Source organism: Methylobacterium sp. Leaf88, from assembly GCF_001422795.1.
Classification (GTDB): Bacteria; Pseudomonadota; Alphaproteobacteria; order Rhizobiales; family Beijerinckiaceae; genus Methylobacterium.
This window is the reverse complement of record NZ_LMMK01000012.1, coordinates 313,922-335,330: the sequence shown is the minus strand read 5'-3', so window position 1 is coordinate 335,330 and position 21,409 is coordinate 313,922. Positions and strand designations below refer to the sequence as shown.

Here is a 21,409-nt window from a genome sequence, read left to right as displayed (position 1 = left end):
TCATCATACGGAATCCAGTCCTCAGGCCAGATCGCGGGCGGCGGCCAGCACCGCCTCGGCATGGCCCGGCACCTTCACCTTCGGCCAGATCCGGGCGATGCGACCAGCGCGGTCCAGGAGCATCGTCGTACGCTCCACGCCCATGTATTTCCGGCCGTACATGCTCTTCTCGACCCACACGCCATAGGCCTCGAGCATGGCCTTGCCCTCGTCGGAGGCCAGCGGAAAGGTGAGGGCGTACTTCGCGCGGAACTTGTCGTGGCTCTTCACCGAGTCCGGCGACACCCCGATCACGATGGTGTCAGCCGCGGCAAAGTCGGGGCCGAGGGCGTTGAAGCCCTGCGCCTCCAGGGTACAACCGCTCGTGTCGTCCTTGGGGTAGAAGTACAGGACCGCCTTGCGGCCCGACAGGTCCCCGAGGCTGATCGTCTCGTCGCCGGCGCCCGGCAGGGTGAAGTCGGGCGCCTGATCTCCGGTATCGAGGGGCATCATGCCTTCCTTTCGGCCGATTGATGGTGTGCCTCTGGCGTTGCACCGCGACGGGAGTTCCACGCCCCGGCGCACCAGGACCGACGAACGCCAAAGACCCGCGCAAGCAGAAACCCGTAGGACTGCCGCTCGATAGCCCGAGGGGACGTTCCGATCCAGCGGCACAAGGATTGATGGACCAGGAAACGGCCAAAGGTTCGCGGCCCGCGCGGCCCGCCGCACGGCGGCGGCCGCTGCTTTGGATTGCGGCCGCCCTGGTGGTCGGCCTGACGGTCGCCGTCGGCGGAGTCATCGGCCGCCTGTCGATGGGTCCCCTGCGCATCGACGGCATGTCGGAGCGCGTGGCCTCGGCCATCGCCGGCAGCATCGGTCCCGGCTGGCGCGTCGCTCTCAGCGACAGCGCCCTGGAGCTCGACGCGGAGCAGTCCCTGGCCCTGCGCGTCGCCGGCCTCGACATCCACAATCCCGAGGGCGCCCTCGTGGTCCGGGCGCCCCTGGCCGTGGTCAGCCTCGACACCTGGAGCCTCCTGCGCCTCGCGGTGCAGCCGCGGGCCATCGAGTTCCGGGACCTGCAGATGACGGCCCTGGTCCACCGCAACGGCAGCATCGCCTTCGCGGCCTCCGACAGCAGCCCGGGCAGCGCGGTGGTGCCCCACACGTTGCCGAGCGTCGATGCCGCGGCCGGCCACGTCTCGCCGATCTCCGCCAGCGTCGCCTCGATCTTCGGGGTGGTGCTCGATTCCGCCGGCGTGATCGGCGCCCTCGACCGGGCGCGGATCACCAACGGACGCCTCACGCTCATCGACGACGATGCCCGCCAGCGCGCCGTGTTCGAGCACGTCAACGGCCTGTTCCGCCGCGATGCCGTGCGCGACGCCCGGGTCTTCGAACTGCGCATCGACGGGCCGCACGGGGAATGGCGCTTCGGCGGCGACCTGCACGAGGCCGGGGGCACTAAGCGCACCGGCATCATCACCCTCGACGACCTGCCGATCAGCGACCTCCTCCTCCTGTCCGGCCAGTCGAAGCTGCCGGTGGACACCGACCTCAAGCTCTCGGCCAAGGCCGACGTGGCGATCGATGCCGGGCGCATCGAGACGATGACGGCCGAGATCCGCACCGGCGGCGGCAACGTCCTGATCGAGGAGAAGGACTTCAACCCGGTCACCATCGACAGCCTCGCGGCCGCGGTGAGCTGGGACGAGGCCGGCCGGGCGATGAAGCTCGACGCCCTCGATTATCGCGGGGCCGGCAACGCGGTGCACCTCACCGGCGCCTGGACCGCGGCGCCCGCGGGCGCGGATTCCGCCTGGACCCTGGAACTGGCGGGCAAGGACGCGGTGCTGCGCGGGGCCAATGCGGCCGACAAACCCGTCGGCCTCGACACGGTCTCGGCCCATCTCACCGGCAAGGCCGGCGGGATCGTCATCGACGACTTTTCGGTCCGGGCCGGTGCCGCCAACGGCCGGATCACCGGGACCATCGGGACCTCGGCCGACGATGACGGGCTGACCCTGCACATCGTCGCCGGCGACACCGACGGGCGCATGGCGCTGCGCCTCTGGCCCGAGCACGTGGCGCCGCCCGCCCGCAACTACCTCGTGGACAACCTGCGCGGCGGAAAGGTCAACGCGGTCGACATCACCGTGGACATGAGCGGCTCGGAACTCGCCGCCGCCACCCGCGGCGAGCCGATGCCCGACAACGCGGTCCATATCGATTTCGCGGTCTCCGATGCCACCCTGATCGTGGTGCCCGACTCGCCGCCGCTCACGCGGGGTCGGGTGACCGGCACGATCACCGGACAGACGACCAAGATCCGCAACGTCACCGCCGATGTCCGCATGGCGGACAACCGGACCCTGTCGATCTCGGATGGATCCTTCGTGATCCCCAAGATCACCCCCGACACGGTGACGGCGCAGATCGGGCTGCGCCTCAGCGGCGGCGCCGACGCCCTGGTCTCGCTGCTGCAGACCAACATGTTCAAGACCCTCACGGGCCTCGATCTCGATCCCGGGACGGTGAAGGGCGCCGCGGACCTGCGCATCGACTTCCCCCTTAACCTGAAGCACATCCCCGACCTACCGGACCTGCCGGTGAGCATCACCGGGACCCTGTCGGACATCGCGGTCGACAAGGTGTTCGGGAAGGAGCGGCTCGAGGGCGGACGCTTCACTGTCCTCTGCGAGCGGGGCGCCTTCTCGCTCAAGGGCGACGGCCGCGTCATGGGTACGCCGATCACGGTGGACCTGCGCCAGCCCAAGGCCGGCGCGCCCGGCGAGGTGAATATCGGCCTGGCCATCGACGACGCCCTGCGGGCCCGCAAGGGCCTGCCGGTGGCGCCCCAGATCACCGGCACCATCCCGGTCCGCCTGACCTTGCCGATCGGCCGGACCGGACCGGGCAAGCCCCCGATCCGCGTGGAGGCCGACCTCACCCGGATGGGGAGCGACGGGCTCCTGCCGGGCGTGACGAAGGCCGTCGGCAAGGCCGGACGCGCGAGCTTCACCGTGAGCGAGGGGGCGAACGGCAACCAGGACCTGCGCGATCTCGTCGTTGACGCGGGACCGCTGATGGCGCGCGGCAGCGCCAGCCTCAACGGCGACGGGGGGTTGGAGCGCGCGGATCTGACGGCGCTGAAGCTCTCGCCTGGGGACGACATGCGCGTCCAGGTCGACCGCACCGGCGGCAATGCCTATCGGGTCGCCGTCCGGGGCGCCGTGGCCGATGCGCGCCCGTTCCTGCGCGGGCTCGGCGGGCCCGACGTCAAGGGGGCCCGGGATGCGAACCCGAAGGATGTCGAGGCCGATCTCAGCCTCGGCATCGTCAGCGGCTTCAACGGGGAATCCCTGACCAATGCCAGCGCCAAGCTCTCCTTGCGCGGCCGAGACCTGCGAAGCGGGCGCGTCCAGGGCAAGTTCAGCAGCGCGCCCTTCTCGGCGCAGGTGACTCACACCGATCGCGGCGCCTCGAGCGTCACCATCGAGACGCTGGATGCCGGCTCGACCCTGCGCTTCGCCGACATCTACAAGCGGATGTACGGCGGCAAGCTGATCATGACGAGCGCCCTGAACGACGGGCCGCAGCCGGGCTCCGTCCAGATCCGCAACTTCATCCTGCGCAACGAGCCGGCCCTGTCCAGCATCATGGCGCAGGGGCCGGCCACCAGCGAGGTCGTGGATTCCCGCGGCCGGAAATACGTCGTGCAGAATGCCGGCAACGACGTGGAGTTCGACCGCCTGCGGGCGATCTTCACGCGCACAGGCAGCCGGATCGACATCAGCGACGCGGCGATCTCGAACCCCGCCATGGGCTTCACCATGACGGGCTTCCTCGACACCGCCAAGGAGCGCACCGACATCAACGGCACCTTCGTGCCGCTCTACGGCCTGAACAACGTCGTCTCCCAGCTGCCGATCCTCGGCCAGCTCCTCGGTGGCGGCCGGAACGAGGGCCTGTTCGCCCTGAACTTCCGGGTGTCCGGCCGCCTCGCCAAGCCGGACGTGAGTGTGAACCCGCTCTCGGCCCTCGCCCCCGGCATCCTGCGCAAGCTGTTCAGCGCGGGCGGCGGCAATGACGGCCTCGCTGCGGGCGCGCCGATGAGCGAGACCGAGCGCTGAGGGGCTCGCCGTCCTGCGCGCGACCCCGCTCCGGGATCCCCATGGTCAGCCCGCGCCCGCGATCCCGTCGAGCTCCGCCAGCGCGTCCGCCGGCAGGGACAGACCGGCGGCGGCCATGTTCTCGCGCAGGTGCTCCGGCGACGACGTGCCGGGGATCAGCAGGATGTTGGGCGCCCGGGCGAGGAGCCAGGCGAGGGCGACCTGCATCGGGGTCGCGCCGAGGCGCGCGGCGACGGCCGACAGCGTCGTCGACTGGAGCGGGCTGAAGCCGCCCAGCGGAAAGAAGGGCACGTAGGCGATACCGGCGGCGGAAAGGTCGTCGACCAGCGCGTCGTCCGCCCGCTGCGCGAGGTTGTAGGCGTTCTGCACGCAGACGATGGGCGTGATCGCGCGCCCCTCGGCCACCTGGCGCGGCGTCACGTTGCTGAGTCCGATCCGGCGCACGAGTCCCTGGCGCTGCAGGTCGACCAGGACGCCCAGGGGCTCCGCGATGGAGCCCTCGGCGGGACCGTGCGCGTTAAACATGATCCGCAGGTTCACCACATCCAGCGCCTCGACGCCGAGGTTCCTCAGGTTGTCGTGGACGGCGCGCGTCAGGTCCTCGGCCGAGGCGGCCGGGTTCCAGGAGGCGTCCGGTCCCCGCCGCGCTCCGACCTTGGTGACGAGAACGAGATCGTCCGGGTAGGGATGCAGCGCTTCGCGGATGATCTGGTTCGTGACGTGGGGGCCGTAGAAATCGCTCGTGTCGATGTGATCCACACCGGAGGCCACCGCCTCCCGCAGCACGGCCACAGCACGAGCCCGGTCCCTCGGGGGGCCGAACACCTGCGGTCCGGCGAGCTGCATGGCACCGTAGCCCATCCGCCTCACCGTCCGGTCGCCGAGCCGGTAGGTGCCGGCCCCGTCGAGATCCTTCGCCCTATCGCGATCGTTCATGGAAAACTCCTCTGCGCTGAGCTCCACCTAGCCCCTGCCGCCCCGCGCGATAATCCGGCACAATGCGCACGGGCCGTGCGGGGAAACGAACGATGCGCACCGATCTCGGGGAACTCGCGGCCTTCGTGGCCGTGGCGGAAGCCGGCGGCTTTCGGGACGGTGCCCGCACGAGCGGGCTCAGCGCCTCCGGACTGAGCGAGGCGGTGCGGCGCCTGGAGACGCGCCTCGGGGTCCGGCTCCTGAACCGGACCACCCGCAGCGTCGTCCCGACGGAGGCCGGCCTGCGTCTTCTGGAGCGCCTGAAACCGGCCCTCGGCGAGGTCGCGGCGGCGGTGGACGTGGTCAACGGCTTTCGCGATCGGCCGGCCGGCACGCTGAAGCTCAACGTGCCGGTGAGCGCGGCCCGGCTGGTGCTGCCCCGGATCGTCCCGCCCTTCCTCGCGGCCTATCCCGACATCCGCCTGGAGGTGATCGCCGACGACAGCTTCGTCGACGTGCTGGCCGCCGGCTGCGATGCCGGCATCCGCTACGACGAGCGCCTGGAGCAGGACATGGTGGCGGTCCCGATCGGCCCGCGGGAGCAGCGCTTCGCCACGGCGGCGGCGCCGGCCTATCTCGACCGGCACGGCCGGCCGGAGCACCCGCGCGACCTCCTCGACCATGCCTGCATCGGCGGCCGCTTCGCCAGCGGCGCCATGCCGGCCTGGGAATTCGAGCGCGCCGGCGAGATCGTCCGGGTGGAGCCGACGGGGCCGCTGGTCGTGCGCGTCGGGGCGGCGACCGAACTCGCCATCGACGCGGCGATCGCCGGCGTCGGACTGTTGAACCTGTTCGAGGATTGGCTCCAGCCGCATTTCGACAGCGGCGCCCTGGAGCCCGTGCTGGAGCCCTGGTGGCAGCGGTTCTCCGGGCCGTTCCTGTACTATCCCGGGCGCCGCTACCTGCCGGCGCCGTTGCGCGCCTTCGTTGACTTCATTGCCCCCCGCCCTGGACGCAGGGGAGATCTCGCGGCGAACCATCCCCCGACGTCGCCTGGCACCCCGCTTCGGGATGTTTCGTGACGGACGGGGGATCGCGGTGCGCGGGCTCGGTGCCCCAGCGTCACGGCGGTCGACCGGACCCTACGGGAGAGGGGGATACCGGTAGACGATCGCCTGCGAGATGCCATCGCGGATCTCCGCGGATGTGGGTCGAACGCCCGTACCCGGCTTGTCGATCAGGGCCTTCACATGAGACTTCGCCGAGTCCAGGTCGTCGGTCCAAGCCTTCGAGCCAAGCGCCGACGTCTCGTGACGGAGAATAATTCGGAACATGTTTCGCCCTTTTCAAGATTTAGGCGAACATACACGAGTTTCTGAAAGCTCCTACGCGTTCAAATAAAAATAAGTTTGCTTTCCATGATTGTCAGAGACCGACCCCGAGTGCATCTTTGATGAGGGATCTCGCGCGTCAGCGGCCAACGATAGGGCTGACGTTACTCTCTGGTCAGTGTTCTAAGGGACCGCCGATGGATGTCGTCCTCACGCCGATGAAATCGGACGTCGATGTCTGGTCGCTGAAGGATCGGCTGGGTCGCGATCTGGGAACGATCCGAAGAAGCGCGACGGGGGATACCGTCAGCATCGAACCGGAGCCGGGCACGATCCTGCAGACCATCAAGCTCCGGCACCCGAGCCTCGATGAGGCCATGTCGGCCATTGCCAAGCTGACGAACGGCGCTTGCAACCTCGACAGCCAGCAATGGGATTAGGGCACCTTGGATGAAGGAATTCCTCGAAGTGGCCCTCGACGTGGCGGTCGCCCTGGTCGCTCTGGCGATCGGCGCAACGATGGTCCGGGCTCAGGCCGGAAATTCCGAGCCAACGCTCTCCCGGACACCATCTCCCGCGCTGCACTTCTGTGCCGCGGCGCTCATCTTCATCATCGGAACCTGCATCGGCGCCACCTCGCTCAGACACTGATACCGGTTTGAGATCCGAATCCCCGCCACGCCTCGGCCCTGCGCTCAGCGACAGGCGCGCTCCGGGGCCGACCTTCGGTGCGAACGACGCCAACGGACCGATCGCAGGGCACGGACGCATGCGGTCCGGGGGATCGCCTGCGTTTTGGCTGTGATCTGTTGAAGTTGCGCGAAGACGCCTGGCGAGCGGCCGTCGCACCGCCCCGGTGGCCAATCGCGTCCGCCCCGGCGACGTCCGTCGCGATCAGACTTCCCTCACTCAGGCCGCCTCGACGGCGACCACGCGCTCGGCGACGGCGTCCAACGCGACGAGGGCGGCCAGGGCCCGACCGATGCGATTAAGCCCCGCTTCGTTCTCGATGATGGGAAACGCCATCTCTAAAGCACGCGTCACACCGACGACGGCCGCCTGTCCTGCCGAAGATCGACGCCGACGCACGAGTTCTTTGATTGTCATAGAGATTCCTACCCAGCGGGCAGTATGCGCCTCGATCGATCGATCACCTACACTTATTGTAGATTGGGTCGGATCCCGCCGCCCCGACGCTGTCGGGCGCGAACGTGCGCCTAGAGCCAGCTCCCGTCGTTGATCCGGGCGCGGATCGGATGCTGCTCGGCCAGGACACGCGCGTGCGAGATCCCCGCTGCGAGCGCGAGGGCCGCGGACGGGTAGGAACTCGGGGACCGGTATGGGTGATAGCCGGTCGTGCAGACCGACCAGCGAAAGCGACCTTTCTCGCTCCGGCAGGCCGAGACGGCCACGCTATGGTCTGGCAGCGAAGGAATGCGCATCGGCCCGTCATGCCACGTCCCCCGGTCCCGACCAAGGCAGGGGACTTCCGGGGTTTCCAGGATCGGGCCACGGTCTCGGGTCGATACGGCGGATCACCTCTCAGGCGACGCGGACGAGCACGTGCTTCTTGCGGCCGAACGAGAGCTTGATGACGCCGTCCGCGGTGAGGTCCGCCGTGCGCAGGACCGCCCGCTCGTCCGTCACCGGCACGTCGTTGACGCGCAGGCCCCCGCTCTTGATCTGGCGGCGGCCTTCGCTGGTGGAGGGCAGGAGCTTGGCGTAGTCCGGGCCGAAGGCCGAGAGGACGCCGAGGCCGGCGTCCAGGAGCTCGGGCGAGACGGTGATGCTCGGGAGGTCCTGCGCCACCGTGCCCTCGACGAAGGTCTTGCGGGCCGTCTCGGCGGCGGCGTCCGCCGCCTCGCGGCCGTGCATCAGGGCCGTCGCCTCCGTCGCCAGCACCTTCTTGGCCTCGTTGATGCCCGCGCCGGGCAAGGCTTCCAGGCGCGCGATCTCGTCCATGGGCAGGAGGGTGAACAGCTTGAGGAAGCGGCCGACATCGGCGTCCTCGGTGTTGCGCCAGAACTGCCAGTAATCGTAGGGGCTGAGCATCCCGGCATCGAGCCAGACCGCCCCGGCGGCGGTCTTGCCCATCTTGGCGCCCGAGGCGGTGGTCAGCAGCGGGCAGGTGAGCCCGTAGAGCTGCGGCGTGCCCATGCGGCGACCGAGATCGATGCCGTTGACGATGTTGCCCCACTGGTCCGAGCCGCCCATCTGCAGCACGCAGCCGTAGCGACGGTTGAGCTCGACGAAGTCGTAGGACTGCAGGATCATGTAGTTGAACTCCAGGAACGAGAGTTCCTGGTCGCGCTCCAGGCGCATGCGCACGCTGTCCATCGACATCATGCGGTTGACCGAGAAGTGGCGCCCGATGTCGCGCAGCATCTCGATGTAGTTCAGCTTGGTCAGCCACTCGGCATTGTCGACCATCGTCGCAGCCTGGCCGCCGTCACCGAACGTGAGAAACCGCGAAAAGGTCTTCTGGATGCCGGCCTTGTTCTCCTCGATCTGCGCGAGGGTGAGGATCTTTCGCGATTCGTCCCGGCCCGAGGGGTCGCCCACCCGCGTCGTGCCGCCGCCCATCAGGGTGATGGGCGTGCCGCCGGTGGCCTGGAGCCAGTGCAGCATCATGATCGAGAGGAGGTGGCCCACATGCAGGGAGGCGGCAGTGCAGTCGTACCCGACATAGGCCGTCAGCCGGCCCTCGCGGGCGGCCGCATCGATGCCGGCGAGGTCCGACCCCTGGTGGATGTAGCCGCGCTCGGTCAGGACCTTCAGAAAATCGGATTGCGGCTGGAAGGGCGCGTTTGCGGCGGCAGCCTGGGGGGCGTCGGAGGACATGCGAGGTTCCGGTTTCGAGAATCGCGGCACGGGACAGCGTTGAAGGCCGCGTGATAGCACCGCACGGGATGTGGGGCGGCTCTTAGCAGGGCTGCGGACGGAAGGCACGGGCATCAAGGCCCGGGGAGGGCACCATGACGATGATGCGCGCGATCGGGTTGATGAGCGGCACGTCCCTCGACGGCGTCGACGTCGCCCTGATCGAGACCGACGGGGAGACCGTGCGGGTGGTCCAGAGCCACAACGGCTACCTCGAGCCCCTCGGGCCGACGGGCTATCGCGGCTACTCGGACGAGGACCGAGCCCTGCTGCGCCAGGCGCTGATCGATTCGGAAGGAGTCTCCGCCCGCGAGGACCGGCCGGGCTGCCTGGCGGAGGCCGAGGCCTTCGTCACCGCCGCCCATGCCGAGGCGGTGGAGAGCTTCCTGGCGGACAACCATCTCACCCCGGCCGACATCGACGTGATCGGCTTCCATGGCCAGACCGTGGTGCACCGGCCGGACCAGCGCATGAGCGTGCAGATCGGCGACGGCGCGGCCCTGAGCCGGCGGCTGGGCATCGCCGTGGTGTCGGACCTGCGCCACGCCGACGTGGTGGCGGGCGGGCAGGGCGCCCCCCTGGTCCCGGTGTTCCACCAGGCCCTTGCCCGCGCCTCCGGCTTCGAGGGGGCCCTCGGCATCCTGAACATCGGCGGGGTCGCCAACGCCACCATCCTGTCGGCGAACGGCGACGTCATCGCGTTCGACACGGGGCCCGGCAACGCGCTGATCGACGACTGGATGCGGGAGCGCACCGGCCGCCCCCTCGACGACGGCGGCCGCACCGCCGCCCGCGGACGCCCCGACGAGCCGCTGCTGGCCTGGCTGCTGATCCACCCGTTCTTCGCCCGGCGGCCGCCGAAATCCCTCGACCGCAACTGGTTCTCGCACAAGCTCGCGGGCCAGCTCTCGACGGAGGACGGCGCCGCGACCCTTACGGCCTTCACCGCCCGCGCAGTGGCCCGCGCCCTCGACCACGCCCCCGAGATCCCGGCCCGCTGGATCGTGGCCGGCGGCGGCGCCCGCAACGGCGAGCTCGTGCGCCTGCTGAACTACCACCTGCGCGCCGAGATCACGACGGCGGACGCCATCGGCTGGTCCTCAGCCTATCTCGAGGCACAGGCCTTCGCGCATCTCGCGGTGCGCTCGCTCAAGGGCCTGCCGATCACCTTCCCGTCCACCACCGGCGTGCGCGAGCCGACCACCGGCGGCGTGCTCGCGCGGCCGGATGCCTGAGGCGCAGCGCGTGTCCTGGCGCAGGGTCGCCCCCGGACCGGCGCATGGCCCCGCGCTGGCCCTCGGGCCAAACCCGCGCTAGAGCGGGAGCGCCATGTCGCACAATACGTTCGGACACCTGTTTCGCGTCACCACCTTCGGCGAGAGCCACGGGGTCGCCCTCGGCTGCGTGGTCGACGGCTGTCCGCCCGGGCTCGCCCTGTCGGCGGAGGACATCCAGGCGGAACTCGACCGGCGCAAGCCCGGCCAGTCGCGCTTCACCACCCAGCGGCGCGAGCCCGACCAGGTCCGCATCCTCTCGGGCGTCTTCGCCGACGACCGCACCGGCGGCGTCCAGCTCACCACCGGCACGCCGATCGCCCTGGAGATCGAGAACACCGATCAGCGCTCGAAGGATTACTCCGAGATCCGGGACAGCTACCGGCCCGGCCATGCCGACTACGCCTACGAGGCCAAGTACGGCATCCGCGACTATCGCGGCGGCGGGCGCTCCTCGGCGCGCGAGACCGCCGCGCGGGTCGCGGCGGGCGCCGTCGCCCGCAAGGTCCTGCCCGCCGGCGTCACCATCCGGGCCGCCCTCGTGCAGATGGGCCCCCACGCCGTCGACCGGTCGCGCTGGGACTGGGAGGCGGTGAACGCCAACCCGTTCTTCTGTCCGGACCCCGAGACCGCGACCTTCTATGCCGATTACCTCGACGGCATCCGCAAGGACGGCTCGTCCGTCGGCGCGGTGATCGAGGTGGTGGCCGAGGGCGTGCCCCCCGGTCTCGGCGCGCCGATCTACGGCAAGCTCGACGCGGATCTCGCCGCCGCCATGATGTCGATCAACGCCGTGAAGGGTGTCGAGATCGGCGACGGCTTCGCCGCCGCGTCCCTGCGGGGCGAGGAGAACGCCGACGAGATGCGCTCGGGCAATGCCGGCGCCCCGACCTTCCTCGCCAACCATGCGGGCGGGGTTCTGGGCGGCATCTCCACCGGCCAGCCCATCGTCTGCCGCTTCGCCGTGAAGCCGACCTCCTCGATCCTGACGCCGCGCATGAGCGTCTCCCGGGACAACCGCGACGTCGACCTCGTCACCAAGGGGCGCCACGACCCTTGCGTCGGCATTCGCGCCGTACCGGTGGCCGAGGCCATGATGGCGTGCGTCCTCGCCGATCACTATCTGCGTCATCGGGGGCAGGTCGGCGCGCGGGACTGATCCTGCCCGCGCCCGCCGTCGTCCGATCCGCGAAACGCCAAGAGACAGCCCGTGCCCCACACCCACGTCACCGAGGCCATCGAGGCCTATGCTCGCGGCGAGATCGTCGTCGTCACCGACGACGACGACCGCGAGAACGAGGGCGACCTCGTCGTCGCCGCCGCGCTCTGCACGCCGGAGAAGATGGCCTTCATCATCCGCAACACCTGCGGCATCGTCTGCGCGCCCCTGACCCGGGCCGAGGCCCGGCGCCTGCGCCTCGACCCGATGGTGGCCTCGAACGACGCGCCGCTCGGTACCGCCTTCACGGTGACGGTGGACACCAAGCACGGGCTGACCACCGGGATCTCGGCCGAGCAGCGCTGCAACACGGTGCGGGCGCTGGCCAACGGCAACATGGGCGAGGACGATTTCGTCCGTCCCGGCCATGTCTTCCCGCTGATCGCCAAGGATGGCGGCGTGCTCATGCGCTCCGGCCACACCGAGGCGGCGGTGGACCTGTGCAAGCTCGCGAACCTGCCTCCGGTGGGCGTGATCTGCGAACTCGCCAACGACGACGGCACGGTGATGAAGGGTCCGCAGATCACGGCCTTCGCCGAGCTGCACAACCTCAAGCGCGTCTCGGTGGCCGATCTGATCGCCTACCGGCAGGCCCGCGAGACCCTGGTGGAGCGGGTCGGCACCTTTCCGGTGAAGACCGAGTTCGGCGAGATGACGGGCTACGCCTACACGACGCCGTTCGAGACCGTGCAGCAATTCGCCTTCGTCCACGGCCGCATCGGCGACGGCGAGGACGTGCTGGTGCGCCTGCACCGGTCGAACGTGGTGGCCGACGTCATCGAGGGCGGGCGCCAGATCGAGGCGGTGATGCGCCGCTTCGCCGAGGAAGGCCGCGGCATCCTCGTCTACCTCCGCGACGGCACGGCCGGCGTGCCCCTGAAGCCCTTCGTCGAGGAGGGTTCGGAGGCGCAGCGCGTCGCGCAGTGGCGCGAAGTCGGGCTCGGCGCCCAGATCCTGCGCGATCTCGGCGTCTCGTCGATCCGCAACCTCGCGACCTCGTCGCGCGCCTATGTCGGACTCTCGGGATTCGGGATCGAGTTCCTGGGCGACGAGCGCCTGGAGAGCTGAGCCGACGCGGGGGGCGAGAGCATCCAATTGCTGCTCGACCCCACCGAGGATCGGGTCGGCCGGCTCTCAGGCCTTGGGGCCGCTCGACCAGGACAGCCGGCGCGGGTGGGATCCCGCGTGCGGCCCTGGGTAGGACGGGGCCCCGCCCCGGTCGTGCTCGGTGTCGCGGCGCGTCAGGATCTCGCGAACGGCGAGGATGGTGAAGCGATACCAGATGTAGGCACCGCGCAGGAGCCGTCGCCCCCCTCTCGCATCCACGTCCTCGATCAACCGCATTCCGCTTCCCTCTGCGCTCGGCGAGCGTCTCCGTCAGACCTACGTAGTTTCGGTCGCGATGGCACCCATTTTCCGTCATCGCCGCGGGCCGGCGGCGAGAACCGCCAGCAAGGAGCGTCGTCGCCGACACCCGCGTTCGACCTGCTGCGATTCGCTTGCAAGCGCCGGGCCGCGCGCATCGGTCTCGCACATGCCCGACCCGGACAAGGCGGTCTGGCACAGGGCAGACCTGCGCGGGAACCCGCCGCACAGGGCGAACCCATACCGGGAAGGTCCGGCGCGGCAGGCGGTTCTCGCGCGCGCGCATCCTTGCCACAGTGGCGCGCGTGCAGAGTGCGCAGCGCCGGTCGGGACGCGAACGGAGAGGCTTCATGATTGATGATGCGCGCGGGCGCGTCCTCGTCGCCGGCGGCGGCATCGCGGGACTGGCGGCGGCGCGGGCCCTGCACCGGCGCGGGGTGCCCGTCCTCGCCCTGGAGCGGCGCACGGCGCCGGAGGATGGCGGGCTCGCCATCAACCTCCCGGGCAACGCGGTGCAGGCCCTCGGGCAACTCGGGCTGGGCGACGCCCTGGAGCGCGTCGGGTCGCCCGTCCGGCGCCGCGAATATCGCACCCATCGCGGCCAGCTCCTGTTCGCCGTGGACGAGGCGGCGTTCTGGGGGGAGGCGGCCTGCCCGCGCTGCCTGCGCCGCACCGACCTTCAGCGCATCCTGGGGCAGGACCTCCCGCCGGAGGCGATCCGGCGCGGCGGCACGATCCGCGCGGTCCGGGCGACCGCCTCGGGCGTGAGCGTCGATCTTGGCGAAGGAGGGGTGGAGCAGGGCGGCCTGCTCGTCGGCGCGGATGGGGTCCACTCGACGGTCCGGCGTTCCATGTTCGGCGAACAGGCGACCCGCGCGGCCGTGCTCGGACAGGCCAGCTGGCGCTTCATGGCCCCGAACCCCGGCATCGATGCGTGGACCCTTTGGGCAGGGGCGGGGGGCCTGTTCCTGCTCATCCCGGTCGACACCGATGCGGTCTATGGCTGGGTTTCCATCAGCCGGACCGGGGCGGGCGAACGGGATCTGGCGAAAGTCCGCCGGGTGTTCGCCCCCTTCCCGCGCCTGGTGCAGGACACCCTGGATCGAGTGCTGGTCCATCCCGACGCGATCCATCATTCCCCGCTCGAGGAGGTGCGGATCGCGCGCTGGACCCAAGGCCGGGTTCTCCTGGCCGGCGATGCCGCCCATGCCACCGCGCCGGTCTGGGCACAGGGCGCCGCCCTCGCCCTGGAGGATGCCCTGGTACTCGCGGACCTCCTAGCGCGCGAAGCGGATTGGAACACGGTCGGCCTCGCCTACGAGGCGCGGCGTCGCCCCCGCGTGGCCCATGTCCAGGCCATGACCGATCGCCTGTCGCGCACCGCCGCGCTGCCGGACTGGGCGCGAAACCGGCTGCTGCCCGTCATCGGCCCACGCAGCTACCGCGCCGCCTATGCGCCCCTCCGCGAGCCGGTCTCGGTGTGGGAGCGGACGTGCGATGGAAGAGGCGCGCCTGTGCAGGGCGCCTGATCGAACGAGTTGTCGGAGGGAGAAGGGGAGGCCTGGTAGCGACCTCGTCAGTTCGGGAGGGGACACCAACTCTGTTGAGTTGGTGCGGCCAAGAGGACTCGAACCTCCACCCCTTGCAGGACTAGCACCTCAAGCTAGCGCGTCTACCAATTCCGCCATGGCCGCATCGTCAACACACCGTTCGCGTCGGTCACCGGGCCCGGAGATCCTGTCTCACTCGGCTGCGGCGGCCGATCTCTCGGGGCGCGGCGCAGCCAATAACAGAGGGATTTCCGTCCGACAAGCGCCGCGAGGGCGGGATCAGAGAAAATCGACACCGCCTTCGAGGACCGGGACCGCGCCCTCGCCGATGGTCACCCCGGCGAGGCGCACCACCTCGGCCTTGCGGATCAGCTCGGTGATTTCCACGGAGATGCGGTTGCCCGTCACGACGATCTGGCCCCGCGCGATCGGGTGGTCGTTGGCGAGGATCTCGACCATATCGGACTCGGTGGATTCGAGTTCGATCACGGCGCCCCGGCCCATGCGCAGCAGCATGTGCAGCGGCATGTGACTGCGTCCGAGCACCACCTTAAGATCGACCTTCAGGTCTTCCAGAACCGCCACGCGCCCCGTCCCCCGCTCCGGGGCGGCGCGCGATGCGGCGTCCACCCTTCCGTCCACCTTCCACGCGCGATGGTGAAGTCTTGGTAAACGAAACCCTAAACGCCACCCGGCTGGCGCTCCCGCCGAGGGACTTCCGGCCCATGGCCGGCGCGGCGCCGGTGGACTGGCGGATCAGCGACGCGCTCGTGCCCTACGGGGAGGCCGTGGCCGCCATGGAGGCGCGCGCCGAGTCGATCGCGGCTGGGCAGGCGCCGGAACTGGTCTGGCTGCTGGAGCACCCGCCGCTCTACACGGCCGGCACCTCGGCGCAGGACGCCGACCTCGTTGCCCCCGGGCGCTTCCCCGTGCACCGGACGGGCCGGGGCGGGCAGTACACCTATCACGGGCCCGGCCAGCGGGTGGCCTACGTGATGCTCGACCTCAACCGGCGCCGCCGGGATCTGCGGGCCTACGTGGCCGCCCTGGAGGCCTGGATCATCGCGACCCTGGAGGCCTTCAACGTGCGCGGCGAGCGGCGGGAGGACCGGGTCGGGGTCTGGGTCCGCCGACCGGAGCGCGGGGCGGCGGTCGAGGACAAGATCGCCGCCATCGGCATCCGGGTCCGGCGCTGGGTCAGCTTCCACGGCATCAGCCTCAACGTGGAGCCGGACCTGTCGCACTTCTCCGGCATCGTCCCCTGCGGCATCGCCGGCCACGGCGTCACCAGCCTCGTCGATCTCGGCCACCTCGTCTCGATGCCCGAGGTCGACATGCAACTGCGCGCCGCCTTCGAGGCGATCTTCGGCGAGACGGTGTCCCTCGGCTAGAGTTTACCCGGGATGAGGGGAAATCGGTTCTCCCGAGAAGAGAAAACCACGAGAGAGACCCTAGATCACCGGCACGCCGCGCCCCTTGGCGTGCTCGCCCGGCTCGACGTGAATGACCACCACGGAGCCCTCGATGGCGTTCTCGATGGCGGCCTCCAGCCGGTCGCAGATCGCGTGCGAATCCTGCACCGTCATCGTGCCCGGCACCACGAGGTGGAAGTCGATGAAGGTGGCCTGTCCCGCGTGGCGGGTGCGGACGTCGTGCGCCTCCAGGGCGCCGGTGCTGTGGAGGGAGATGAGCGCGCGGATCTGCGCGACCATCTCGCCGGGGGCCGCCTTGTCCATGAGGCCGCTGACCGAATCGCGGATCATGCCCCAGCCCGACCACAGGATGTTGAGGGCGACGAGCCCGGCGATGAGCGGATCGAGGATCGCGTAGTCCGTGACCGCCACCAGGGCGACGCCGACGAGCACGCCGCCCGAGGTGACGACGTCGGCCATGACGTGCCGGGCATCCGCCACCAGGGCGGGGGAGCGCCATTCCCGGCCTCGGCGCAGCAGGATCACGGCCCAGGCGCCGTTGATCGCGCTGGCCACGAGGTTGACGAGAAGGCCGGTCAGCGGCGCGTCGAGGGGCTTCGGGTCGAGAAGCCCGTGGAAGGATTCGCGCAGAATCAGGATCGCCGCCACGACGATGAGCGCGCCTTCGATCACGGCTGAGAAGTACTCGGCCTTGTGGTGGCCGTAGGGGTGGTCGTCGTCGGCCGGACGGGCGGCGACCCGCAGGGCGACGAGGGCGAACACCGCCGCCACCACGTTGATGATGCTCTCCAGGGCATCCGAGTACAGCGCGAGGCTGCCGGTGACCCAGTAGGCGGCGAACTTGAGGCCCATCACCAGGGCGCCGAGGCCGGCGCTCAGGAGGGCAGCTTTCTGGGTACGGTCCATGGCGACGTCCGGTCTCGGCCCGGGCGCAGCAGCGACGCCCGGTCGCGCGGCCATAGCGCCCGTCCCGGCGCGAAGGCCACGGCAAAGGTTGAACCCGCCGCTGAACGATTGAGCCGCGGCTATGCCGACTCGGAGGTCTCCGGCGTCTCCGGCGCCACGGGCTTGCGCGCCCGCTCGCGGGCGGCGAAGCGCGCGCCTTCGGCCCGGGCGCGCTCGGCCTTGCGCCGGAAGCTGCGGGCGCTCCAGTTCCAGCGCGCGGCATCGGCCAGCGTCTCGAGGCGCTGCGCCTCCCGCTCCCAGTACGTCACCAGCTGCCCGTCCAGGGTCACGCGGCCCGGCCGCACCGGCCGGGGGGTCCCGTCGCTCATGCCTCGAACTCCTGACTCGATCTCACCGTGAGGGGGTCGGACTATCGCAACCGGAAGTACGAAAATTCAGGCGCGCCGGGCGGTGGCCCGGCCCCTCAGCGAACCGGCAGGACCGTCCCGGGTTCCGGGCACGCGCGCCGGACCATTGATCCGCGCGGGCAAACCGGGCAGGTGGCGCGGCATGCGCGTCGATCTCTTCGATTTCGAGCTGCCCGAAGACAGCATCGCCCTCAGGCCGCCGGTGCCCCGCGATGCCGGGCGCCTCCTCGTGGTCCGGCCCGACGACGGCCTGGAGGATCGGCGGGTGCGCGACCTCGCGCAGCTCCTGCGCCGGGGCGACGCCCTGGTTTTCAACGACACCCGGGTGATCCCGGCGCGGCTCGCCGGCGTCCGCCATCGCCCGGGGTCGCCGGGCCTGCGGATGGAGGCGATGCTCCACCTGCGCGAGGCGGCGGACACCTGGCGCGCCTTCGCCCGGCCGGGCAAGCGCCTCGCCGCCGGCGACCGGGTCAGCTTCGGCCGCCACGGTGACAGCGCGCCCTGCGCCCTCGGCGGCCTCGACGCCACCATCGCGGCGAAGGGGGAGGGCGGCGAGATCACCCTGCGCTTCGATCTCGCCGGACCGGCCCTGGACGAGGCCATCGCCGCCATCGGGGACCTTCCGCTGCCGCCCTACATCGCCGGCAAGCGCCCCACCGACGCGCAGGACGCCACCGACTACCAGACCGTCTATGCCCGCGAGCCCGGCGCGGTGGCGGCCCCCACCGCCGGCCTGCACTTCTCCGAGGCGATGCTGGCCGAACTCGATGCCGCCGGCATCGCCCGCCACACCGTGACCCTGCACGTGGGCGCCGGCACCTTCCTGCCGGTGAAGGCCGACGACACCGCCGACCATCGCATGCATGCCGAGATCGGTCGCCTCGACGCCGACACCGCCGAGGCCCTCAACGGCGTGCGGGCGCGGGGCGGGCGCATCGTCGCCGTGGGCACCACGGCCCTGCGCCTCCTCGAGAGCGCGGCCGACGGGGAGGGCCGCCTCCACCCCTTCGCCGGCCAGACCAAGATCTTCATCACCCCGGGCACGCGCATCCGCGCGGTGGACGCCCTGATGACCAACTTCCACCTGCCGCGCTCGACCCTGTTCATGCTGGTCTCGGCCTTCTCGGGCCTGGAGACCATGCGGGCGGCCTACGCGCACGCCATCGCGGCGGGCTATCGCTTCTATTCCTACGGCGATTCCAGCCTGCTGTTTCCGGCGCGCGGCTGAGGCGCCGGCCCGCGCGGGGTTTGCCTCGAAAGCGCCGGAGGCTCTAAGACGGCGCCCATGTCCGAGCCCGCCTCTCCCGCCGCATCCGCCGGCCTGCCCGCCGAATTCACCTTCCGCGTCGACGCCACCGACGGGGCCGCGCGCACCGGCGCGATCACGATGCCGCGCGGCACCATCCGGACGCCGGCCTTCATGCCGGTGGGCACGGCCGCCACCGTGAAGGCGATGTATCCGGGCCAGGTCCGCGAACTCGGGGCCGACGTGGTCCTGGGCAACACCTACCACCTGATGCTGCGCCCCGGTCCCGAGCGCATGGCCCGCCTCGGGGGCCTGCATCGCTTCATGAACTGGCCGCACCCGATCCTCACCGATTCCGGCGGCTTCCAGGTCATGTCGCTCTCGGCCCTGCGCAAGCTGGACGAGCAGGGCGTGACCTTCCGCTCCCACGTGGACGGCTCGACCCACCACATGAGCCCGGAGCGCTCCATCGAGATCCAGGGCCTACTCGGCTCCGACATCCAGATGCAGCTCGACGAGTGCGTCCGCCTGCCGGCCCAGCACGCGGCCATCGAGAAGGCAATGCACCTGTCCCTGCGCTGGGCCGAGCGCTGCCGCGTGGCCTTCGGCACCCAGCCCGGCAAGGCGATGTTCGGGATCGTCCAGGGCGGCGACGTGCCGGCCCTGCGGGTGGAGAGCGCCCGTGCCCTCGTGGACCTCGACCTCAAGGGCTACGCCATCGGAGGCCTCGCCGTGGGCGAGCCCCAGGCCGTGATGCTGGCGATGATCGAGACCGTGGAGCCGCACCTGCCCGCGGGCAAGCCGCGCTACCTCATGGGCGTCGGCACTCCGGACGACCTGATGCGCTCGGTGGCCCGGGGCATCGACATGTTCGACTGCGTGATGCCGACCCGCGCCGGCCGCCACGGCCTCGCCTATACCCGACACGGCCGGATCAACCTGCGCAACGCCCGCCACGCCGAGGACACCCGCCCCCTGGACGAGGCCTCGTCCTGCCCGGCGGCCCGCGACTATTCCCGGGCCTACCTCCACCACCTGGTGCGCAGCGACGAGATCCTGGGAATGATGCTGCTCACCTGGAACAACCTGTCCTACTACCAGGACCTGATGGCGGGCCTGCGCACCGCCATCGCGCAGGGCCGCCTCGCCGACTTCAGCGACGAGACCCGCGCGGCCTGGACCCGGGCCGAGGCCGAGCGCGCCGCGGCCTGACGCACCATCCCCGGGGGACGACCGCGATGCCGGTTGACCCCATACCGCCGACCCCCTATTGCGAGCCACGCTGTTCGACACGGCGCGGCGCCGAGCGCCGCAACGCCCCGTCGCACACGAGCGCGTAGCTCAGTTGGTAGAGCAACGGACTTTTAATCTGTAGGTCCTGGGTTCGAGCCCCAGCGCGCTCACCATCTCTTTTCAGATCTCGAAATGTGATCCGCTGCACGGCGCCGCTTCTCGTGGCTCCGCAGGAATGGTGACGCCCCGTCGCCGCGCATGAGCGAGCCGATAAACTGCGTGGCCGCGACCGTACGGGACCCCTCGCCGGGGGGAGTCGTTAGAGAAGCGGAACCGGTGGTCCGATATGCCCGAAAAGGCGTTCGAGCATCGTTGCGAGCTGGCAAGATCGAGCGGATCGGGGGCGATCGGAGATCGACCGCGAAGACATCGCTGGCGCGCCCTACGGGAATCGAACCCGTGTTTTCGCCGTGAAAGGGCGACGTCCTGGACCGCTAGACGAAGGGCGCCGCTGCGGTGAGCGGTTCTATATGCGGCTTCGGGCGCGGGGGCAACGGGGGAATCGCCGCGGGTTTGCGGCTTGACGAATGCGGCCCCGGCCGGTTTGTCGGGCGGACACGCGGACCGCTCCTTCCGGCGGCCGGAGAGCGGACCTGACTGCATGACCACGCGACGCGACGGCCCGCCGGGGCCGAGGACGAACAAGCCCGGCTTTTCGCGCAGTCCCTTCCGGCGCGGACCGCCGCAGAATCAGCGGGGCGCGGCGAGCGTCGCGGCGGCCTCCGGCGACCACGTCGTCCTCTACGGCTGGCACCCGGTGGCGCAGGCCCTGGCCAACGAGGGCCGCAAGCTGCACCGGCTGCTCGCCACCGAGAACGCCATGATCCGGCTCACCGAGGAGATCGGGACGCTGCGGATCGATCCCGAGCTGGTGCGGCCGAGCGCCATCAACGCGCTGCTCGGACCCGACGCCGTGCACCAGGGCCTCTACCTGGAGGCCGACCCCCTGCCGGGGCCGGATCTCGACGAGCTGGGCGACGACGTGCTGCTCCTCGCCCTCGACCAGATCACCGATCCGCACAATGTCGGCGCCATCGTGCGCACCGCCGCCGCCTTCGGGGTGGCGGGCATCATCACTACCGCGCGGCACTCGCCCAACGCCACGGGCGTGCTGGCCAAATCCGCCTCGGGCGGCCTGGAGCACGTGCCCCTGATCGTGGTCCGCAACCTGTCGGACGCCCTGGTCGACCTCGGCAAGCGCGGCTTCACCCGGATCGGCCTCGATTCCGACGCCGAGACCGTACTGGACACCATCGGCCCGAAGCGCCCGGCCGTGATCGTGCTCGGGGCCGAGGGCAAGGGCCTGCGCCAGCGCACCCGCGAGAACTGCGACGTGCTGGCCCGCATCCCCTTCAGCGGCGAAATCCGCAGCATCAACGTCTCGAACGCCGCCGCGATCACGCTCTACGCCCTCAGCCCCCGCGGCTGAGTCACACCTCGGCGTTGGCGCCTCAGCGTTGGCGTCTCAGCGTTGGCGT

At 70.5% G+C, this 21,409-nt stretch carries 19 protein-coding genes and 3 tRNA genes; 13 read left to right on the top strand and 9 right to left on the bottom strand.

Features of this window, described 5'->3' with window-relative positions:
* Positions 1–21: 21 nt before the first annotated feature.
* The gene (locus ASF20_RS07950) at positions 22–489 is read right to left on the bottom strand and encodes a peroxiredoxin (RefSeq protein ID WP_056211439.1); all 468 of its coding nucleotides are present in this window, start codon (positions 487–489) and stop codon (positions 22–24) included.
* Positions 490–662: 173 nt separating this feature from the next.
* On the opposite strand from ASF20_RS07950, the gene ASF20_RS07945 reads away from it, so the two are divergent.
* Positions 663–4,112, top strand: coding sequence for a DUF3971 domain-containing protein (locus tag ASF20_RS07945; RefSeq protein ID WP_056272734.1), 3,450 nt, complete (start codon positions 663–665; stop codon positions 4,110–4,112).
* Positions 4,113–4,157: 45 nt separating this feature from the next.
* Here the strand turns inward: ASF20_RS07945 and ASF20_RS07940 are convergent, their stop codons facing one another.
* Positions 4,158–5,048, bottom strand: coding sequence for an aldo/keto reductase family oxidoreductase (locus tag ASF20_RS07940; RefSeq protein WP_056272730.1), 891 nt, complete (start codon positions 5,046–5,048; stop codon positions 4,158–4,160).
* A gap of 92 nt (positions 5,049–5,140) precedes the next feature.
* Between ASF20_RS07940 and ASF20_RS07935 the strand changes: the two genes are divergently transcribed.
* From ASF20_RS07935 to ASF20_RS07920, 3 genes are all read left to right on the top strand, one after another.
* Entirely contained in the window at positions 5,141–6,109 is a 969-nt protein-coding gene (locus ASF20_RS07935) for a LysR family transcriptional regulator (protein WP_082501228.1), read from the top strand.
* Positions 6,110–6,555: 446 nt separating this feature from the next.
* Positions 6,556–6,798, top strand: coding sequence for a hypothetical protein (locus ASF20_RS07925; protein WP_056211076.1), 243 nt, complete (start codon positions 6,556–6,558; stop codon positions 6,796–6,798).
* A gap of 10 nt (positions 6,799–6,808) precedes the next feature.
* On the top strand, positions 6,809–7,009 hold the full coding sequence (locus ASF20_RS07920) for a hypothetical protein (RefSeq protein WP_056272727.1): 201 nt from the start codon (positions 6,809–6,811) through the stop codon (positions 7,007–7,009).
* 891 nt (positions 7,010–7,900) lie between these two features.
* Here the strand turns inward: ASF20_RS07920 and tyrS are convergent.
* Positions 7,901–9,199, bottom strand: coding sequence for a tyrosine--tRNA ligase (tyrS, locus tag ASF20_RS07915; protein WP_056272724.1), 1,299 nt, complete (start codon positions 9,197–9,199; stop codon positions 7,901–7,903).
* A 134-nt stretch (positions 9,200–9,333) separates the two neighbouring features.
* Here tyrS and ASF20_RS07910 point away from each other — a divergent pair, with 134 nt between their 5' ends.
* The 3 genes from ASF20_RS07910 to ribB all read left to right on the top strand — a co-directional run bounded on the left by ASF20_RS07910 (position 9,334) and on the right by ribB (position 12,799).
* Positions 9,334–10,473: an anhydro-N-acetylmuramic acid kinase gene (locus ASF20_RS07910; RefSeq protein ID WP_200927200.1), complete on the top strand. Its 1,140-nt coding sequence runs from the start codon at positions 9,334–9,336 to the stop codon at positions 10,471–10,473.
* Positions 10,474–10,567: 94 nt separating this feature from the next.
* The gene (gene aroC, locus ASF20_RS07905; RefSeq protein ID WP_056211085.1) at positions 10,568–11,671 is read left to right on the top strand and encodes a chorismate synthase; all 1,104 of its coding nucleotides are present in this window, start codon (positions 10,568–10,570) and stop codon (positions 11,669–11,671) included.
* Between the two features lie 51 nt (positions 11,672–11,722).
* Entirely contained in the window at positions 11,723–12,799 is a 1,077-nt protein-coding gene (gene ribB / locus ASF20_RS07900; protein WP_056211087.1) for a 3,4-dihydroxy-2-butanone-4-phosphate synthase, read from the top strand.
* A gap of 66 nt (positions 12,800–12,865) precedes the next feature.
* Here the strand turns inward: ribB and ASF20_RS07895 are convergent, their stop codons facing one another.
* A complete protein-coding gene (locus ASF20_RS07895; protein WP_056272721.1) occupies positions 12,866–13,075 on the bottom strand; it encodes a hypothetical protein in 210 nt (69 codons plus the stop codon).
* 371 nt (positions 13,076–13,446) lie between these two features.
* Between ASF20_RS07895 and ASF20_RS07890 the strand changes: the two genes are divergently transcribed.
* Entirely contained in the window at positions 13,447–14,625 is a 1,179-nt protein-coding gene (locus ASF20_RS07890) for an FAD-dependent monooxygenase (RefSeq protein ID WP_056272717.1), read from the top strand.
* Between the two features lie 80 nt (positions 14,626–14,705).
* On the opposite strand, the gene ASF20_RS07885 is transcribed toward ASF20_RS07890, so the two are convergent.
* Both ASF20_RS07885 and ASF20_RS07880 read right to left on the bottom strand, forming a co-directional pair.
* Positions 14,706–14,790: transfer RNA gene (locus ASF20_RS07885), tRNA-Leu, on the bottom strand.
* A gap of 135 nt (positions 14,791–14,925) precedes the next feature.
* On the bottom strand, positions 14,926–15,231 hold the full coding sequence (locus ASF20_RS07880; protein WP_056211093.1) for a FliM/FliN family flagellar motor switch protein: 306 nt from the start codon (positions 15,229–15,231) through the stop codon (positions 14,926–14,928).
* A gap of 140 nt (positions 15,232–15,371) precedes the next feature.
* Between ASF20_RS07880 and lipB the strand changes: the two genes are divergently transcribed.
* Complete coding sequence (gene lipB / locus ASF20_RS07875; protein WP_056272714.1) at positions 15,372–16,037, top strand: lipoyl(octanoyl) transferase LipB; 666 nt, start codon at positions 15,372–15,374, stop codon at positions 16,035–16,037.
* Positions 16,038–16,097: 60 nt separating this feature from the next.
* Here lipB and ASF20_RS07870 read toward each other — a convergent pair whose 3' ends face one another.
* Positions 16,098–16,985 carry a cation diffusion facilitator family transporter gene (locus tag ASF20_RS07870; RefSeq protein ID WP_056272710.1) on the bottom strand — a complete coding sequence of 296 codons (888 nt, stop codon included), beginning with the start codon at positions 16,983–16,985 and terminating at the stop codon, positions 16,098–16,100.
* A gap of 119 nt (positions 16,986–17,104) precedes the next feature.
* Positions 17,105–17,353 (bottom strand): hypothetical protein, encoded by a 249-nt coding sequence (locus ASF20_RS07865; RefSeq protein ID WP_056272707.1) that lies wholly within the window; start codon positions 17,351–17,353, stop codon positions 17,105–17,107.
* A 181-nt stretch (positions 17,354–17,534) separates the two neighbouring features.
* On the opposite strand from ASF20_RS07865, the gene queA reads away from it, so the two are divergent.
* The 3 genes from queA (at position 17,535) to ASF20_RS07850 (ending at position 20,044) form a co-directional block, all read left to right on the top strand.
* Positions 17,535–18,620, top strand: a complete 1,086-nt coding sequence (queA, locus tag ASF20_RS07860) for a tRNA preQ1(34) S-adenosylmethionine ribosyltransferase-isomerase QueA (RefSeq protein WP_056272695.1) — start codon at positions 17,535–17,537, stop codon at positions 18,618–18,620.
* Positions 18,621–18,677: 57 nt separating this feature from the next.
* A complete protein-coding gene (gene tgt / locus ASF20_RS07855) occupies positions 18,678–19,850 on the top strand; it encodes a tRNA guanosine(34) transglycosylase Tgt (RefSeq protein WP_056272691.1) in 1,173 nt (390 codons plus the stop codon).
* Between the two features lie 118 nt (positions 19,851–19,968).
* Positions 19,969–20,044 (top strand) — tRNA-Lys (locus ASF20_RS07850).
* Positions 20,045–20,304: 260 nt separating this feature from the next.
* Here the strand turns inward: ASF20_RS07850 and ASF20_RS07845 are convergent.
* A tRNA-Glu gene (locus ASF20_RS07845) sits at positions 20,305–20,380 on the bottom strand.
* 152 nt (positions 20,381–20,532) lie between these two features.
* Between ASF20_RS07845 and rlmB the strand changes: the two genes are divergently transcribed.
* Positions 20,533–21,360 carry a 23S rRNA (guanosine(2251)-2'-O)-methyltransferase RlmB gene (rlmB, locus tag ASF20_RS07840; protein WP_082501226.1) on the top strand — a complete coding sequence of 276 codons (828 nt, stop codon included), beginning with the start codon at positions 20,533–20,535 and terminating at the stop codon, positions 21,358–21,360.
* Positions 21,361–21,409 lie beyond the last annotated feature (49 nt).

Coding starts and splice junctions, on each gene's coding strand:
- ASF20_RS07950 (WP_056211439.1), bottom strand. CDS start 489: ATGCCCCTCGATACCGGAGATCAGGCGCCCGACTTCACCCTGCCGGGC.
- ASF20_RS07945 (WP_056272734.1), top strand. CDS start 663: ATGGACCAGGAAACGGCCAAAGGTTCGCGGCCCGCGCGGCCCGCCGCA.
- ASF20_RS07940 (WP_056272730.1), bottom strand. CDS start 5,048: ATGAACGATCGCGATAGGGCGAAGGATCTCGACGGGGCCGGCACCTAC.
- ASF20_RS07935 (WP_082501228.1), top strand. CDS start 5,141: ATGCGCACCGATCTCGGGGAACTCGCGGCCTTCGTGGCCGTGGCGGAA.
- ASF20_RS07925 (WP_056211076.1), top strand. CDS start 6,556: ATGGATGTCGTCCTCACGCCGATGAAATCGGACGTCGATGTCTGGTCG.
- ASF20_RS07920 (WP_056272727.1), top strand. CDS start 6,809: ATGAAGGAATTCCTCGAAGTGGCCCTCGACGTGGCGGTCGCCCTGGTC.
- tyrS (WP_056272724.1), bottom strand. CDS start 9,199: ATGTCCTCCGACGCCCCCCAGGCTGCCGCCGCAAACGCGCCCTTCCAG.
- ASF20_RS07910 (WP_200927200.1), top strand. CDS start 9,334: ATGACGATGATGCGCGCGATCGGGTTGATGAGCGGCACGTCCCTCGAC.
- aroC (WP_056211085.1), top strand. CDS start 10,568: ATGTCGCACAATACGTTCGGACACCTGTTTCGCGTCACCACCTTCGGC.
- ASF20_RS07895 (WP_056272721.1), bottom strand. CDS start 13,075: ATGCGGTTGATCGAGGACGTGGATGCGAGAGGGGGGCGACGGCTCCTG.
- ASF20_RS07890 (WP_056272717.1), top strand. CDS start 13,447: ATGATTGATGATGCGCGCGGGCGCGTCCTCGTCGCCGGCGGCGGCATC.
- lipB (WP_056272714.1), top strand. CDS start 15,372: ATGGCCGGCGCGGCGCCGGTGGACTGGCGGATCAGCGACGCGCTCGTG.
- ASF20_RS07870 (WP_056272710.1), bottom strand. CDS start 16,985: ATGGACCGTACCCAGAAAGCTGCCCTCCTGAGCGCCGGCCTCGGCGCC.
- ASF20_RS07865 (WP_056272707.1), bottom strand. CDS start 17,353: ATGAGCGACGGGACCCCCCGGCCGGTGCGGCCGGGCCGCGTGACCCTG.
- queA (WP_056272695.1), top strand. CDS start 17,535: ATGCGCGTCGATCTCTTCGATTTCGAGCTGCCCGAAGACAGCATCGCC.
- tgt (WP_056272691.1), top strand. CDS start 18,678: ATGTCCGAGCCCGCCTCTCCCGCCGCATCCGCCGGCCTGCCCGCCGAA.
- rlmB (WP_082501226.1), top strand. CDS start 20,533: ATGACCACGCGACGCGACGGCCCGCCGGGGCCGAGGACGAACAAGCCC.